General features: G+C 60.8%; 12 protein-coding genes. 1 reads left to right on the top strand and 11 read right to left on the bottom strand.

Going from position 1 to position 16072, the window contains the following annotated elements:
- Window positions 1-10: 10 nt before the first annotated feature.
- The 9 genes from B7G52_RS07235 to sucC form a co-directional block, all read right to left on the bottom strand.
- A complete protein-coding gene (locus tag B7G52_RS07235) occupies window positions 11-2416 on the bottom strand; it encodes a GspE/PulE family protein (protein ID WP_096696944.1) in 2406 nt (801 codons plus the stop codon).
- Complete coding sequence (locus tag B7G52_RS07230; RefSeq protein WP_096696943.1) at window positions 2413-3204, bottom strand: MBL fold metallo-hydrolase; 792 nt, start codon at window positions 3202-3204, stop codon at window positions 2413-2415. Before B7G52_RS07230 ends, B7G52_RS07235 begins: the two co-directional genes overlap by 4 nt.
- Before the next feature lie 34 nt (window positions 3205-3238).
- On the bottom strand, window positions 3239-5488 hold the full coding sequence (locus B7G52_RS07225) for a CHASE2 domain-containing protein (RefSeq protein ID WP_096696942.1): 2250 nt from the start codon (window positions 5486-5488) through the stop codon (window positions 3239-3241).
- A gap of 63 nt (window positions 5489-5551) precedes the next feature.
- On the bottom strand, window positions 5552-6214 hold the full coding sequence (locus B7G52_RS07220; RefSeq protein WP_096696941.1) for an FHA domain-containing protein: 663 nt from the start codon (window positions 6212-6214) through the stop codon (window positions 5552-5554).
- A 41-nt stretch (window positions 6215-6255) separates the two neighbouring features.
- The gene (locus B7G52_RS07215) at window positions 6256-7041 is read right to left on the bottom strand and encodes a Stp1/IreP family PP2C-type Ser/Thr phosphatase (protein WP_096696940.1); all 786 of its coding nucleotides are present in this window, start codon (window positions 7039-7041) and stop codon (window positions 6256-6258) included.
- Between the two features lie 10 nt (window positions 7042-7051).
- Entirely contained in the window at window positions 7052-9757 is a 2706-nt protein-coding gene (locus B7G52_RS07210; RefSeq protein WP_240523355.1) for a CHASE2 domain-containing serine/threonine-protein kinase, read from the bottom strand.
- Between the two features lie 400 nt (window positions 9758-10157).
- On the bottom strand, window positions 10158-10859 hold the full coding sequence (locus B7G52_RS07205; protein ID WP_096696939.1) for a TerC family protein: 702 nt from the start codon (window positions 10857-10859) through the stop codon (window positions 10158-10160).
- A gap of 87 nt (window positions 10860-10946) precedes the next feature.
- Complete coding sequence (gene sucD / locus B7G52_RS07200; protein ID WP_096666096.1) at window positions 10947-11840, bottom strand: succinate--CoA ligase subunit alpha; 894 nt, start codon at window positions 11838-11840, stop codon at window positions 10947-10949.
- A 15-nt stretch (window positions 11841-11855) separates the two neighbouring features.
- Window positions 11856-13016, bottom strand: coding sequence for an ADP-forming succinate--CoA ligase subunit beta (sucC, locus tag B7G52_RS07195; RefSeq protein ID WP_096696938.1), 1161 nt, complete (start codon window positions 13014-13016; stop codon window positions 11856-11858).
- A gap of 196 nt (window positions 13017-13212) precedes the next feature.
- Here sucC and argC point away from each other — a divergent pair, with 196 nt between their 5' ends.
- Window positions 13213-14136, top strand: a complete 924-nt coding sequence (argC, locus tag B7G52_RS07190; RefSeq protein WP_096696937.1) for an N-acetyl-gamma-glutamyl-phosphate reductase — start codon at window positions 13213-13215, stop codon at window positions 14134-14136.
- 85 nt (window positions 14137-14221) lie between these two features.
- Here argC and recX read toward each other — a convergent pair whose 3' ends face one another.
- On the bottom strand, window positions 14222-14695 hold the full coding sequence (gene recX / locus B7G52_RS07185; RefSeq protein WP_096696936.1) for a recombination regulator RecX: 474 nt from the start codon (window positions 14693-14695) through the stop codon (window positions 14222-14224).
- A gap of 107 nt (window positions 14696-14802) precedes the next feature.
- On the bottom strand, window positions 14803-15918 hold the full coding sequence (gene recA / locus B7G52_RS07180; RefSeq protein ID WP_096696935.1) for a recombinase RecA: 1116 nt from the start codon (window positions 15916-15918) through the stop codon (window positions 14803-14805).
- Window positions 15919-16072 lie beyond the last annotated feature (154 nt).

The following is a 16072-nucleotide window of genomic DNA, read 5'->3' as shown; positions in this document are numbered from 1 at the left end:
GACAATTTTGTCACTTGATGCAGACCGACCGAACCTGCTTGAGGTCGGTCAGCCCCATTAGCACTTTCTCCATCCCGTCCATTTTGAGTGTGTGCATGCCGCTGTTGACGGCCGCCGCAAACAGCTCTGCCACGCGGGCGCGCTCCTGAATCAACTTTTTCGCAGCGTCATCAGCTACCATCAGCTCATGCAGGCCGATACGGCCCTTGTAGCCGGTCTGGTTGCATTTGTCGCAGCCGACGGCACGGTACATGGTGAGCTGGCCATTCTGGCCGTAGCGCTCCGTCCAGCCGTCCAGCAAGGTCTGCGCTTCGCCACCGGGGTCAGCTTGCCAGGCCTGCGTAGGCCGCAATTCTTCCGAGTACTCCCTGACGAAGTCCTTGACTTCCTGTGAACTCGGCTGGGAAGCCTGCTTGCAGTCACAAAGCTTTTTGGCCAGGCGCTGGGCCAGGATGCCGAGCAGGGCATCGGCAAAATTGAAAGGGTCCATGCCCATGTCCAGCAGCCGGGTGATGGACTCTGGGGCAGAATTGGTGTGCAGCGTCGAGAACACTAGGTGGCCGGTCAGCGAAGCCTCCACGCCCATTGAGACGGTTTCCTTGTCGCGCGACTCGCCGACCATGATGATGTCCGGGTCCGCCCGCAGGAAGGCGCGCATGATTGTTGCAAAGTCGATGCCTGCCTTTCTGTTGATCTGAACTTGGCGCAAACCTTTTTGCGTGATCTCGACGGGGTCTTCGGCCGTCCAGATTTTCCTGTCTGATGTATTCAGGAATTTCAGGATGGAATGCAGCGTGGTCGTTTTGCCGGAACCGGTCGGGCCGCACACATAAAATAGGCCATAGGGTTTGGAGACCGTTTTCTCGAGCCGCTCCCGGTTGTGATCCGTCAGCCCCAGCTTTTCAAGCGGGATGGGTTCGCCCGCCGCGAGAATCCGCATGACGACGTCCTCGACACCTCCCGCTGACGGTATGGTGGCCACACGCAGCTCGATATCGAGCGGTCCGTATTTCTTGAACTTGATTTTCCCGTCCTGCGGCTTGCGCTTTTCGGAAATATCCAGATCACACATGATCTTGAGCCGCGTGACCATGGCCTGGCGAAACTGGGCCGGAACTTCGATATAGGGCAGCAAGCTCCCGTCGATGCGAAAACGGATACCGGTTTTGGCCTTGCCGGGCATGGGCTCGATGTGAATGTCGGAAGCCTTCTGCTTGTAGGCATCAATGATGACCTTGTTGACGAACTTGACCAGTTCGTTGTCGGCAGCAGCCGACTCCAGCGCCGAATCGTCGTTGGCATCGTTTTCGAGCGGCGAGTCCATGTCGGCCAGAAGCTGGTCAATGGAGCCCCCCTCGTTGCCCGCGCCAAAAAGCTGGCTCAGGGTTTCGTCAAACTCGGTCTGGGTGGTCACGCAGTAGGCGAACTTGCCGATTTTCGGGAATACCTGCGGAACCACCCGGGCTCCTCGCACCGCTTCAGGATCCACACACATGAGGGTCAGCCCGTCCGGCGTTTCTTCCAGCGGCATCCAGCCCTGCTGCTCGACAAAGTGCCGCTTGAGCAGGCCATGCAGCATTTCCGAACGTAGGCGCCCCGCGTTGTAGGCCTCGTAGGGAACACCAAAGAACTTGCTCAGCGACGCGCCGATCTGCGCGGGTCGAATGCGGTAGTCAGCCATCAGCAGATGTTCGACCGACTGGACCTCGTCGCGGGCCTTCTGGATGCAGTGGCGCAACTCGTCCTGGCTCAGCACCCCTTCGGCCACCAGGCCGTCGTACTTGGTCGCCCTGCGCCGCTGGCCGTCTTCCGCCTTCTGCATGCGCTGGCGAATGGCAATGCCCAGCGTCTTGCACAGCTGCTGCGCACCGTCTTCTTCCAGCTTTGCAAAGGGCTGATCGCTGCGGTTGTTGATCACCTGCAGGACGCCATAAAGCGTGGTGCCATCCATCACCGGTGCAACCAGCATCTGTTTGGTACGGTAGCCGGAGCGTTTGTCCACTTCCTGCAGAAAACTCAGATTGGGATGGATTTTCTTGAGTGCTTCGTCGTCATACACATCGGCGATATTCACCATGGTTTTTGACAACGCAACGTAGCCCGCAATGCTTTGCGCGCTGATGGGCAGCTTCAGGTCGCGGCTGGTGTTGAGCCCGGTCTTGACCTTGGAGATGATGGATGTGCGGTCTTCATTGACGGCGTAAAGGGTCAGGCGATCGGCATTGAACAGCTTGCAGATATCCTGGCTGGCCTCCAGCATGATCTGGTCAATGTTCTCGGTTTCATGAATGCGGTTGGTGACCAGTTGCAGCTGGCGGAAATAAAGCAGTTCAAAAGTGACTCCCCGCTCCTGCGGTGGGAGCATTTGCGAGTCAAAAAATGCGTCTTCGTGGTCTTGCTGTGCGAGGGCATTCATAACTCAAACTCCTGACCCGCGCGCAACCAGCGTATGTCGTGGGTGACGTTGGGACCAAACGGCGCCGTCTGGTCGAAACGCTGTATCTCGGCCATGATCAATTCGGTCTCCGCCGGCTTGGTATGGGTGATGTAAATCGGATAGTTCCTGCCTTTGTCGATGCAGTCCAGCTCGCTGGCCAGCGCATGGGGCGACAGATGCAGGCTACGGCGGGCCAGGTCGCGTTCGCGGTTGCTGAAGGCCGTCTCGATCACCAGCATGGCGACATTGAGCTGGTTGATCCGGGCCCACAGCGCGGGGTTGCGCTCGGTGTCGCCGGTGAACACCCAGCACCCGGCGCCGGTCGCCACCGCATACCCCACCGCGGGCACGGTATGAACCGCGGGCAACACTTCCACATATTTTCCTGCCAACAACAGCGTCTGGCCGACGGCCAGCGGATGAAAGCTGACAAACGGTGCTTCCGGCGTGGGGATTCTCGAAAAATCCGGCCAGATGGTGTTGTTGAAAATATGGGCCTTCAGCGCGTCAATCGTGCCCTGCAGCGCATGAATCTGTATCGGGGTCGTCCGCTGTGCCGCAATCGCGTCCACCATCAGCGGCAGGGCCGCGACATGGTCCAGGTGGGAGTGTGTCAGCAGCACGTGGTCGACGCCGCGCATCTCATCCAGCGTGAGATCGCCAACACCCGTCCCGGCGTCGACCAGCACGTCGTGATCGAGCAGGAAAGAGGTGGTGCGGCAGCCTTTGGCAATCGCTCCCGAGCAGCCCAGTACGCGTACTTTCATGGTCTTTTCCGGCTTGAGGCGCTGGCAGGCTGTGTCATTTGGTTTCGAAGTTGGTTGCCCCGTCCCACGCGGGATCGAACGGCAGCAACCTCATGGAGGCTACACGCTCTGCGTACAGGCGGTAAAGGTACTTTTGCGCATTCATGCGCTGTAAGTTGAGCAAATGCACATCGCAGTCGTCCCAGGCCTGGTCGCGGTAGGCCCTGAGCGCCAACGCCCACTCCCTCAATTCGCTGCCCACCTGCTTGTCGAGTTGGCCGGGAAGCGCCACCGGACAGAAAATGGCCACCGCCTGGTCCTTGCCCTTGACCCGGACCTTGTCGAGTTCCTGCCAGGCAAACCCGGTGGCCAGTTCGCGGGTGGACGCACTGACCACGGTATCGACGCCATAGATTTTGGACAGCCCTTCCAGGCGGGACCCCAGGTTGACGGCGTCGCCAATGACGGTGTAACTGCGGCGAATATCCGAGCCCATGTCGCCCACGCACATGCTGCCGGTGTTCAGCCCGATGCCTATGCCAATTTCCGGCAAACCCTTGCTGCGATGCTCTTCATTGAGCTGGCGCATTGCCTGCACCATCTCCAGCGCGGTCTTGACCGCCAGCGCGGCGTGCTCAGGCGTCTCGACGGGCGCACCCCAGAAAGCCATCACGCAGTCACCCATGTACTTGTCGATGGTGCCGCGGTTGCTGCGGATCAGGTCCGTGAGCCGGCTGAAGACACTGTTGAGCAAGGCCTGCAGCTGCGTTGGCTCCATGGTTTCGGACATCCGGGTGAAGCCGCGCATGTCGCAGAACATCACCGTGAGCTCCTTGGCCGATGCCTTCATGCTGTAGCTGTCGGGGTCCTTGACCATTTCATCGACCAGCTCGGGTGGCACGTAGGTGCCAAACAGGTTGGCCAGTTCCCGCTTTGAACGGCTTTCCACAAAATAGCCATAACTCATGTTCAGTGCAAACGCCGTGAGCGCCATGACCAGCGCGGTAGCCAGAGGCAAGACCAGGCCATAGGTCGAATAGAGCCAGAAATTCAGCCCCACCAGAGCCGCGGTCACCGCGGCACTGGTCGCCACCGCACGCGGAGCGGACAGCAGCGGCAAGGCGAGGGCCAGCGTCAGCCCCGACAGCACAAGAATCACCACCTCGAACCCAACCGCATAGTCCGGTTTGACAAAGACCTTGCCGTCGAGAAACCCCGAAATCACATTGGCATGGGTCTCGACGCCGGGATAGGTTTCCCCAACCGGGGTGACCCTCAGGTCCAGCAAGCCAGGCGCGGTGGTGCCGAGCAAGACAATCTTGTCCTTCAACTGGCCCGGCGGCATCTTTCCGGCCAGCACATCGGACGCGGAGACATACCGGTAAGAGCCGCCGCTCGCACCGCCAGGCCCGCGAAAAGGCACCAAGGTCGCCACCCGGTCATCCACCGGAATGGCGAGCGTTTTATCGCCCTGCTTGAGCAAAATGCTTTCCAGCCCCTGGTAGTGGCGGGTCAGGAGTTTTTCCTGCGGAAATCCAGGCGCGACGCCGGGCTGGCCCACCAGCATCCGAAACATCGCCAGGGACAGCGACTCGTAGTACTCGCCTTTGTATTCAGCCAGCAGGGGAATCGATCGAACAACCCCGTCGCCTTCCGTGATGGAGTTGAAAAACCCTGCCAGGGGCGCTGCCTTGGCGACGGCATCGATGTTGGCACCGAAGCCGTTCCAGCTGGTGAACCGGATGGGCCGCCCCTGGAGGGCCTCCCGCTCCATGACGGGAGCGGGCAAAACACCGTTGACGCGGCCGTCCCGGTCGCTGGTGAAGTAATACCCCAGCACGACGGGTTTGTTCTCCAGTGATTTTGCGAAGACAGCATCGTAATCAAGGCTGGCCTGGATCTGGCCGAGCTTGTCGGTAAAGGCGGGCTGGTCCTTCAATTCGTTGCGGGCCAATTGCTGCAGCCTTTTCAGGCCGGAGCTGTCGTCAGCCTCCGCAAAAACCACATCGAATCCCAGCAGTGCGGCCTGCTGCCGCCCCAGCAACTCGTCCACGAGCGTGGCCAGCTTGTTGCGGCCCCATGGCCAGCGGCCAGCTTCCGCCAGGCTTTTTTCATCGATGTCCACGATGACAATGCGCTCGTCCAGCGTCCTGGGCATGGTGGCTCGAAGGCGGGCGTCATAAAGAATGTCGTCAAGCCGCTGCAGGACATCCAGGCGTAATGCGCCGCTGGCATGGAGCAAGGCAAAAACCAGCGGAATCAGCGTGACGGCAATGCGAGGCCAATGCCGGGAAAAAAGTCGCATAAGGCCTCGTGAAGAGCCGCGATTTGAAGTGGTTTTCCGGCCGAACGCGGAGAAACGGCCTAGTCAGCGCTGGACAAATTGCATTTGCGTGCCCGCCAACTCAAGTACATCGCCGTTTTTCAGCGGCACGGGCTCAACGCCAATGTGCGTTCCGTTCAGCGTGGGTTTGTTGTCCCCCTCCACATGCGCCACGACAAAGCCATGTGGCCGCTTGGTGATGGCCGCAACCGCCACCCCTGGCTTGCCGATAGTAGTGACCACCTTGACCAAGGCGACTTCCCGGCCAGCGGCTGCGCCAGACATGACCTTGATGGCCGCGCTGGTGCCCGCACCATCGACGGGTGCAGACGCCGCCGGGGCCGCCGCTGGCCCCGCTGGCGCGACCAGCCCGGCCGAGCCGGCCTTGATGATCATCGTTTTCTCAAAGCCCGCACTCGCGGCTTCGTTGACATACTTGATCTTGTACTTGCCGATTTCGACGGTGTCGCCGTTGTTGAGCTGCTGCTTCTTGACAGCCTTGCCGTTGAGATACGTGCCATTGGTGCTGTTCAGGTCCTCAACAAAAACCTCGTTGCCGGACATCTGCAGAACGGCGTGCTCCCCACTGACGGCCAGGTTGTCAATGACGATGTCGTTGTAAGGACGGCGCCCGAGGGACGTGCGGTCCTTGGTCAACTGAACCTCTTTGATCACAACGCCGTCAATAGAGACGATCATTTTCGGCATGGCCGACTCCTGTCTATTTTTTAATAAGTCACTCAATCGGACTATTTCCCCAGCATTCTGGACAGCAGGCCGCGTTTGACCGAGACCTCCTTGGCCTGAGCCAGCAATACGGAAATATTATCCCGACCGCCGCTGTCGTTGGCCGCAGCAACAAGCTGCCTGGCGCTCTGCTCCAGCGACTTCGATCCCGATAGAATAGCCGCAATCGCCTCGTCACTGATCATGTCGGACAGGCCATCGGAGCACATCAGGTAAATATCACCCAGCTCCACACGGTGTTCGTTGACTTCCAGCAACACCGCGTCCTCCACACCCAAAGCCCGCGTCACCAGATTCTTGTTCACCGAAGTCAGCGCCTGCTCCGGTGTGATCAGCCCCGCGTCGATCTGCTCCTGAAGCAGGGAGTGGTCCTTGGTGATCTGCTCCAGCTGGCCACCCCGCAAGCGGTAACAGCGCGAATCGCCAATGTGGCCCAGCATCAGGCGGGTGTTCTGAAACACACCGACCACCAGCGTGGTGCCCATGCCCGAGTACTGCGGGTTGGAGTTGGCCGCGTTGAAAATCGAATGATTGGCGTTTTCGACACAGATCTCCATCGCCCGGCGCACCTCCTTGCCGTTGGCATGCTTACCAGCCTGCGCCAGCCAGCGCCCCAATTCGGACTTGATAAAGGCCGTCGCCATGCCGCTGGCGATTTCCCCCGCGTTGTAGCCACCCATTCCGTCAGCCAGAATGCAAAGGCGGGTCGGGGCATCAAACGTGACGGAGTCTTCGTTGTTGTCCCGGGTTAAACCGGGGTCTGTCTGGGTGCAAATCTCGTAGATCATCGTATTTTTGTTATGGCTTCAAATCGGTAGCATCAATGCCGGCCGGAGGATCCGGCAGGGAGCGGGCTGCAATTGTCCGTGCAAAAGCAGGATTGTCGCCGGCCGCGAGTACTGCCGTCTTTTCACTGCCCTCCGGACCTGTGGTGATGGCACTGGCGGGGACCGCAAGGCCTGTGGGTACAGCCGACAACTCGGCAATGGCGGCACGCAGATCGGCGGCAAACTGGTCGCCATCCTGATACCGCGTTTCAGGTTTTTTGCCCAGCGACAGCGCCACCACATCCGCCAGCCGTGCGGACACCTCATGGCGGATCGCGCGAATGTCCGGCGCCGGCTCATTGGCAATCTTGTACATCAGCTCGGCCATGGAGTCGCCGCGGAAAGGCAGGACGCCCGCCAGCATCTGGAACAGCATCACGCCCAGAGAATAGAGGTCTGAGCGTCCATCGACCTTCTTGCCGGCAATCTGCTCGGACGACATGAAACTCGGGGTGCCAAGCACCAGACCGGTTTTTGTCTTGCTGGAGTCGGTGATGCGCGCAATGCCGAAGTCAGTCACCTTGACGGTGTCACTGTCGGGGTCGTACATGATGTTGGCGGGCTTGATGTCGCGGTGCACTACGTTCTGCTTGTGGGCGTAGGCCAGCGCCTCGGCAACACGCGCCACAATTGACAGCACTTTGGCAATCGGCAGCAACTGCCCGTCCTTGGTGACATCCAGCAGGTCCTTGCCCTTGAGGAACTCCATCGCGATGTAGGCGAGGTCATGCTCTTCACCGGCATCAAAAATGGTCACGATGTTCTGGTGTTGCAGGCGGCCGGCTGTTTCGGCCTCGCGGAAAAAGCGCTCACGGGCGTCCGTCAACTCGTCACCCTCAAACTCCTGGCTCAAGGCCATGGTCTTGATCGCGACCACACGCCCGATCTTGGGGTCCTTGCCCAGATACACCACGCCCATGGCACCCTTGCCCAGTTCCTTTTCAACCTGGTAGCGGCCCAGCATGGGTTTTTCGACACCGCCGCCGTCGAGCAGCATGGTGCCACCGGGATGTGCTCCGCCGCCACCCAGAATGACGGTTTCCGAAAGGTTTTTGGCCCGGTTGAGTTTGGACTGCAGGTCCTTGTGGTTCTTGTTGTAGCTGGCCATGTATTCGTACACCGCCTGGGCCTTGTTGAATTGCCGCTTGCGCTCGAAATCAAGCGCAAGGTTGTTCATGTTGTCCATCAGTGCGTCGGTGAAAGGCACGCGGCGGAAACGGTCGAAGGCCATGTCCAGCTGCCCCTGGCCCTGCAGTGCCAGGCCCATCATGCGGTTGGTTTCGGCCGACTCTTCGTCGGACTTGAGTTTGCCGGCCTCGGTCATCAGGAAACGCTTGGTGGTCAGCGCCAGGTGACCGATCACCAGCAGCGCGGCCGGAAAGACCAGCTTGAGCCAGGTCGCGGCCGCCGACAGCAAACCGAACTCGATCACCAGCAGCAATACAAACAGCAGCAGCGTCACAACAGCCGCTTTGCCTGCCGACAGGCGCGGCAGACCGGCAATCAGGTAGGCAGCGACGACCAGCAGGACCCCCAGCGTGACCCAGATGCCCCAGGCGGGCTGGACAAGGAAATGTTCGCTGAGGATGCTGGAGGTGATGTGGGCAATTGTCTCTGCCGGCGACAGGCCGGGCCCGGCCGGTGTCGGAAACTGCGTGCCGACGCCGGCGGCGGTGGCACCAATAATCACAATTTTGTCGGTGTATTTGCCCGCAGGAATCTTGCCGGACAACACGTCGTAGAAAGAGTCCACGGCAAAAGCCGGCCTGCCGTCCCGGCCCTTGTAGAACTGCGGCAACATCAGGGCGGCCTCATCCGTGCCGATGCGCAACTTGCCGATCTGCACCGATTCACCGGCGTTGAGCTTGATATCGGTCGCGGCGAGGTTCAGGCTCTTGACTGCGGCGAGCAAGCCCATGGACGGAACCGCCTGGCCGTAATAGTTGATCAGCAGCGGTTCCTGCCGGACCGCGCCGTCCACGTCGGGCAGCTGGTTCAAGTGGGCGACCCCCGCCGCGCTGCTGCCAATGATCTCTATGGGTTGCTGGCCCCGGATGGCTGGCAGCGAAAACCCGCCTGACTCCTCCACCGCACTTTTGAGGGCATAAGCGGGCAGCGGACTGTCGGGCTTGCCCTGGGGTTCACCCAGCACAAACACCGAGGGCACCAGCACATTGCCAGCCCTGGCCATGCTCGCCGCCAGCTTGGCGTCCGTGTCGAGCGCGACCTCAGCCTCGGCAATCACCTTGCCCAGTTGCTCGTTGAGGCTGTCCTGGGGAACAGCGGGATCGGCAGGGCTGACGGCCGGGCCCAGCGCCTCTTTCATCTTGCGGATGAACACCAGCCCACGGTCGGTCTGCGGTTCAAAAAAGAAAGCGGTATGCGCAATGGTTTTGACTTTGGCTGCCGCCAGCTGGTCAATCAGCTGCGCATGCACATCACGCGGCCACGGCCAGCGGCCGATGTTGGCAATGCTCTGGTCGTCGATCGCAATGATGGCAACGCGGTCCGACGGCAGGCGCGACGTGCTGGTGCTGGCAAAGTCGTAATACCGGCGCTCCAGCGTGGCAAAAAAGTCGGTCGCGCTGTGCAGCGCCAGCACGGCCAGCACCACCAGCACGCCCACAAACCAGTCGGCTCGCCAGAATTGCCCGCGCTTGTTTGATGATGTGGCCAAGTCGGTCCCGCCTTTTGTCCTGGTTCGCCAGACCGTGCGCCAGCCGCGCCGGCTTCGATTTTTTGCTCACTTGTGACCCGGCCGGCGTTACAAGACGGTTACAAATTTACCGCCTTTGGACATTAACAGACGCCAAGAACGCGGACAAGGGACTTTTGCACACGGCCAGAGGCTTATGTTGCAAATTGGTGCCGCTGGCCGCCGGGGCTGCGTACCAGAGCCCGGCGGTGGCCGGGACTCAGAGGCTGAGAGTTTTTTGGTCGTGCCCGAGTAGCGCGTCAAAACGTGCCCAATCGAGGCGCAAAGCACAGCCATAGCTCGGGCTATGGCGCGCATTTGCAAGGACGAGTGGGTGCGTTTTGGCGTGATAAGCGGGTGTGAACAAAAGGCTCTCAGTCTCTCAGGCCGCGTCGCTTGGCTTTTGACGCGCCTGCAGGATCTTGCCTGCTGCAAGCACCAGCAAGGCGCCGGCCGCGGCCGCCGCATAGCTCCAGACCGCCGAGTCAGGCAGGTAGGCCTTGATTGCCGGGTCGGTGTAAGCCATCTGGCCGGCAATCCAGCCCAGCAGCATGGCGCCCAGGGTGATCACGATTGGAAAGCGCCCCATCAGCTTGAGAACCAGCTGGCTGCCCCAGACAATGATGGGAATGCTCACCAGCAAGCCAAAAATAACCAGCGGCAACTGGTGCTGCTGGCCTGCACCCTGCGCAGCGCCAGCAATGGCCAGGACGTTGTCGACGCTCATCACCAGGTCGGCAATGATCACGGTTTTGACAGCCCCCCAGAGCTTGTCGCTGGAACTGATGTTGTGGTCACCGTCGTCTTCCGGTTGCAGCAACTTCACGCCAATCCAGAGCAGCAGCACCGCGCCCACGATCTTGAGGTAGGGCACGGCCAGCAAGGCAAGCGCAAAGGCGATCAGGATCACGCGCAGGACAATTGCACCCATGGTGCCGTAAATAATGCCCTGGGTGCGCTGCTTGGGAGGCAGGTTCCGGCATGCCAGGGCGATCACCACCGCGTTGTCGCCACCCAGCAGGATGTCGATCATGATGATCTGGCCAACCGCGAGCCAGAAGCCAGCCGTCATGAACTCTTCCATGGAAACCTCTCAGAAAAATCAAAAAAAACCGATTGTCAGCGATGACAACCGGTCTGTCTGTTGTGGCTAACCGCAATACGCGGAAATTTAGAGCAGTGCCTTGAGCAGCTTGGCCATTTCCGAAGGATTACGCGTGATGGTAAAGCCGCATTCTTCCATGATGGCCAGCTTGGCGTCCGCCGTGTCAGCACCACCGGAGATCAGCGCGCCGGCATGGCCCATGCGCTTGCCGGCAGGCGCCGTGACGCCAGCGATGAAGCCGACGATCGGCTTTTTCATGTTGGCCTTGCACCAGATGGCCGCTTCAGCCTCGTCCGGTCCGCCGATTTCGCCGATCATGATGACGGCATCGGTGTCCGGGTCGTCGTTGAAGGCACGCATCACGTCGATGTGTTTCAGGCCATTGATCGGGTCGCCGCCAATGCCGACGGCGCTGGACTGGCCCAGGCCGATTTCGGTCAACTGGGCCACGGCTTCATAAGTCAGCGTGCCGGAGCGGCTGACCACGCCGATGCGGCCCTTGCGGTGGATGTGGCCGGGCATGATGCCGATCTTGATTTCTTCGGGCGTGATCAGGCCCGGGCAGTTGGGACCCAGCAGCAGGGTTTTCTTGCCGCCAGCCGCTTCCTTGGCTTTCATGCGGTTGCGCACTTCCAGCATGTCGCGCACGGGGATGCCTTCAGTGATGCAGATCGCCAGGTCGAGGTTGGCTTCCACGGCTTCCCAGATCGCCGCGGCGGCGCCGGCGGGCGGCACATAAATCACCGACACGGTGGCGCCGGTGGCCTTGGCGGCCTCGGTCACATTGGCAAAAATCGGGATGCCTTCGAAGTCTTCGCCGGCTTTCTTCGGGTTCACGCCAGCGACAAAGCACTCTTTGCCATTGGCATAGTCGCGGCACATGCGCGTGTGGAACTGACCGGTCTTGCCGGTGATGCCCTGCGTGATGACTTTGGTGTTTTTGTTGATGTAGATCGACATGTTGGTTCTCCTGGCTTACTTGACGGCGGCCACGATTTTGGTCGCAGCTTCAGCCATGGTGTCTGCGGCAATGATGGGCAGACCGGAGTCCGCCAGCATTTTCTTGCCCAGGTCTTCGTTGGTGCCCTTCATGCGCACCACCAGCGGAACCGAGAGGTTCACGACCTTGCAGGCGGTGATCACACCGTCGGCAATCGTGTCGCACTTCATGATGCCGCCGAAGATGTTGACCAGGATGCCTTTGACATCGGGGTTCTTCAGCATGATCTTGAAGGCTTCGGTGACTTTTTCGGCCGTGGCGCCGCCGCCGACGTCCAGGAAGTTGGCCGGCTCGCCGCCGAACAGCTTGATGGTGTCCATGGTCGCCATGGCCAGACCGGCCCCGTTGACCAGGCAGCCGATGTTGCCGTCCAGTGAGATGTAGGCGAGGTCGAACTTGGACGCCTCGACTTCGGCCGGGTCTTCTTCGTCCAGATCGCGCAGGGCCACGATTTCCGGGTGGCGAAACAGCGCGTTCGGGTCAAAGTTGAACTTGGCGTCCAGCGCGATGAGCTTGTTCTTGCTGTCGCGGTTCAGCGGATTGATTTCCACCAGCGATGCGTCGGTGTCCATGTAGCACTTGTAGAGCTTCTGGAACACGTCCACGGCCTGGGCGGTGGACTCTGCCGGCAGCCCGATGCCGTTGGCGATCTTCGTGGCCTGCGCGTCGCTCAGCCCGGTCAGCGGGTCAATGTATTCGGTGATGATCTTTTCGGGGGTGGCGTGCGCCACTTCCTCGATGTCCATGCCGCCTTCGCTCGAGGCGATGAAGGCCACCTTCTGGGTGGCGCGGTCGGTCACGATGGAGACGTAGTATTCCTTCTGGATGTCGGCGCCGTCTTCGATGTACAGACGGCGAACCTTCTGGCCTTCCGGTCCAGTCTGGTGCGTGACCAGCTGCATGCCGAGGATCTCGCCGGCGAGTTTTTTCACGTCTTCGATGCTGCGCGCCAGCTTGACGCCGCCGCCCTTGCCACGTCCGCCGGCGTGGATCTGGGCTTTCACCACCCAGACCGGTCCGCCCAGTTTCTGGGCGGCTTCGACGGCCTCTTGCACGGTGAACGCAGGAATGCCGCGTGGAGTGGGGACACCAAAGTTGCGCAAGATTTCCTTGCCTTGGTACTCGTGAATTTTCATGAAATTACTTCCAGGAGTCGGTAAAAAGGGGCGTTCGCCGAAGTGATGTCAATCTGCCACATTTCTGCAGAATTCAGCAAAATGTAACGCCTTCGGTCACTGCACGCAGCAGCGCAGAACTGTATCATGTTGCGATGCACAATTCTTGTGCGCGACTTACACCGCTCTTATCCGCACTTTCCACAGGAAAAGCCACATGGCCAAGGTCTTTATCGACGGCGAAGCAGGAACCACGGGTTTGCAGATCCGGGAACGCCTGCAGGCCATGCCCGCCATCGAGCTGGTCAGCATCGCGCCCGAGTTGCGCAAGGATGCCGCCGCCAAGCGCGCGCTGATGGGCACGGTCGACCTGGTGGTGCTGTGCCTGCATGATGACGCGGCACGTGAATCGATGGCCATGATCGACGACCTGGCACGAGTCAGCGGCAAAAAAGGGCCGAAGATCATCGACGCCTCCACCGCGCACCGCACGGCACCAGGCTGGGTTTTTGGTTTTCCGGAACTCGCCGCCGGCCAGCGCGAAGCCGTGGCCAACGCCGACCGCGTGGCCAACCCCGGCTGTTATTCCACCGGCGCGATCGCCCTGATTCGTCCGCTGGTTGATGCCGGCCTGCTGCCCCGGGACTACCCGCTGGCATTGCCCGCAGTCAGTGGTTACTCCGGCGGTGGCCGCGCCATGATTGAAGACTATGAGGCGGGTAAGGCACCCCCGTACCAGATCTACGGCCTGAACCTCAAGCACAAACACCTGCCGGAAATCATGAAATACACCGGCTTGAGCCGGCGCCCGGTGTTCACACCTTCGGTCGGCAACTTCAAGCAGGGCATGTTGGTGCAGCTGCCGCTGCACCTGGACCTGCTGCCTGGCCAGCCGACGGCAGCGCAACTGCAGGACGCGCTGGCGCGCCACTACGCGGGCAGCCAATGGGTCACGGTCGAGCCGGTGGGTGACAGCACGTCAATAGACGCGCTCGCGCTGAACGACACCAACAAGATGGAATTGCGGGTGTTCGGCAACGAAGAGTTTCGCCATGCCGTGCTGATTGCGCGGCTGGACAACCTGGGCAAAGGCGCTTCCGGTGCTGCCGTGCAAAACCTCGAGCTGATGCTGGGTCTGTAAAACGCTACAGATTTTGTAGCTATTGGCGCCCGTGTTTATTGGGCTGGACGCCGATTTTGCTCGCAACCTTCAGGGGTGAGCGCCGTCAGTCGTCCTCGGCTTGCGACACCACACGGAGAATCGCCTCTGCACCAAAACCGCGTGCCGCCAGAAATCGCATCTGTTTGCCGCGCGCCGCGGCGTCTGCCGCCGGCTCGCCGAACTTTCTGCGCCAGACCTCGCGGGCGCGTTCGACCTCGCTGGCTTTCAGGCTGCTGACCGCCTCGGCCACCGCCCCGGCCGCCAGCCCCTTGCCCTGCAACTCATGGCGGATGCGCGCAGCGCCAAAACGCGCGGCGCGCCGGTTGATGACCGATTCCACCACCCGCGCCTCGCTGATGAAGTCCTTGGCCTGCAGGTCGTCCAGCACCTGGGCCAGCTGCTCGGGCGATTCGGCATGGGCAGCCAGCTTGCGCTCCAACTCGGTGCGCGAGTGCTCGCGTTGTGCGAGACAGCGCAGGGCCCGGCCTTTGAGGGACAGGCCGAAACCCGGCGCCGCGGGAGTTTTGTCCGGTGTCATGCCGATATTCCGCCGTCAATCACTACTGTTTTGATAGCCGCCTTCGCTTTACAGACAAGGGCTGGGGCCTGATTTGGCATCAAACCTAACCTGCCAGCCCCGTCTGCTCAGGCGGCCGCGACTTTGGGTGCTTTTTCAGCCTTGTCTGCTTTTTCGGCCTTCTCCGCCTTTTCCGGCTTGTTGCCGACCGCCTCCTGGATCAAGGGAATGCCCAGCGACTCGCGCACCTTGTTTTCGATTTCCATCGCCAGTTCCGGGTTTTCTTTCAGGAACTCGCGCGAGTTGTCGCGGCCCTGGCCGATTTTTTCGCCGTTGAAGGCATACCAGGCACCGGCTTTCTCGACGATGTGGCCAGCCACGCCGAGGTCCAGCACCTCGCCCAAGCGGCTGATGCCTTCACCGTAGAGGATGTCGAACTCCGCCATCTTGAAGGGCGAGGCGACCTTGTTCTTGACCACCTTGACGCGGGTTTCGTTGCCAACGACTTCCTCGCCCTTCTTGATCGAGCCAATGCGGCGGATGTCCAGGCGCACCGAGGCGTAGAACTTCAGCGCATTGCCGCCGGTGGTGGTTTCGGGGCTGCCGAACATCACGCCGATCTTCATGCGGATCTGGTTGATGAAGATGACCATGCAGTTGGCCTTCTTGATGTGGGCCGTCAGCTTGCGCAGCGCCTGGCTCATCAGCCGGGCCTGCAGGCCGGGCAGGGAGTCGCCCATTTCGCCCTCGAGCTCGGCCTTGGGCGTCAGCGCCGCCACCGAGTCGACCACGATCAGGTCCACCGCGCCGGAGCGGGTCAGGGAATCGACAATTTCCAGGGCCTGCTCGCCGGTGTCGGGCTGGGAAATCAGCAGCTCCTGCAGGTTGACGCCGAGTTTTTGCGCGTACTGGATGTCCAGCGCGTGTTCGGCATCGACAAAGGCGCAGGTGCCGCCGAGTTTTTGCATTTCGGCAATCACCTGCAGGGTCAGCGTGGTTTTGCCGGACGACTCCGGGCCGTAGATTTCAACGACACGGCCGCGCGGCAGGCCGCCGACGCCGAGCGCGATGTCCAGGCCCAGCGAGCCGGTGGAGACCACCTGGATGTCCTCGATCACCTCGCCGGCGCCCAGTTTCATGATGGTGCCTTTGCCGAACTGCTTCTCGATCTGGGCCAGCGCGGCTTGCAGGGCCTTGGCTTTTTCGGTGTTCAGGGCGGGGTTGGTCTTGTTCGGCAGGTCCATGGAAAAACTCCTTGAGGGTCAGGTGAGGGAAAACTTTGGCTTCGAATTCCGGCTCTGCTTTTAATCACAGCGCTGGATGCATGACCAGTACTTTATGACCGTCATATAAATAAGTAAACCCTGTTTTTAGTCAGTTTGCCTGACCAATTGGGTT

Source organism: Polaromonas sp. AER18D-145 (assembly GCF_002379095.1).
GTDB lineage: Bacteria > Pseudomonadota > Gammaproteobacteria > Burkholderiales > Burkholderiaceae_C > Polaromonas.
This window is presented reverse-complemented; position numbering and strand designations above follow the sequence as displayed.

What these genes read in the sequence shown, in the direction of transcription:
- B7G52_RS07235 (WP_096696944.1), bottom strand. Translation starts at nt 2,416, where the DNA reads ATGAATGCCCTCGCACAGCAAGACCACGAAGACGCATTTTTTGACTCG.
- B7G52_RS07230 (WP_096696943.1), bottom strand. Translation starts at nt 3,204, where the DNA reads ATGAAAGTACGCGTACTGGGCTGCTCGGGAGCGATTGCCAAAGGCTGC.
- B7G52_RS07225 (WP_096696942.1), bottom strand. Translation starts at nt 5,488, where the DNA reads ATGCGACTTTTTTCCCGGCATTGGCCTCGCATTGCCGTCACGCTGATT.
- B7G52_RS07220 (WP_096696941.1), bottom strand. Translation starts at nt 6,214, where the DNA reads ATGCCGAAAATGATCGTCTCTATTGACGGCGTTGTGATCAAAGAGGTT.
- B7G52_RS07215 (WP_096696940.1), bottom strand. Translation starts at nt 7,041, where the DNA reads ATGATCTACGAGATTTGCACCCAGACAGACCCCGGTTTAACCCGGGAC.
- B7G52_RS07205 (WP_096696939.1), bottom strand. Translation starts at nt 10,859, where the DNA reads ATGGAAGAGTTCATGACGGCTGGCTTCTGGCTCGCGGTTGGCCAGATC.
- sucD (WP_096666096.1), bottom strand. Translation starts at nt 11,840, where the DNA reads ATGTCGATCTACATCAACAAAAACACCAAAGTCATCACGCAGGGCATC.
- sucC (WP_096696938.1), bottom strand. Translation starts at nt 13,016, where the DNA reads ATGAAAATTCACGAGTACCAAGGCAAGGAAATCTTGCGCAACTTTGGT.
- argC (WP_096696937.1), top strand. Translation starts at nt 13,213, where the DNA reads ATGGCCAAGGTCTTTATCGACGGCGAAGCAGGAACCACGGGTTTGCAG.
- recX (WP_096696936.1), bottom strand. Translation starts at nt 14,695, where the DNA reads ATGACACCGGACAAAACTCCCGCGGCGCCGGGTTTCGGCCTGTCCCTC.
- recA (WP_096696935.1), bottom strand. Translation starts at nt 15,918, where the DNA reads ATGGACCTGCCGAACAAGACCAACCCCGCCCTGAACACCGAAAAAGCC.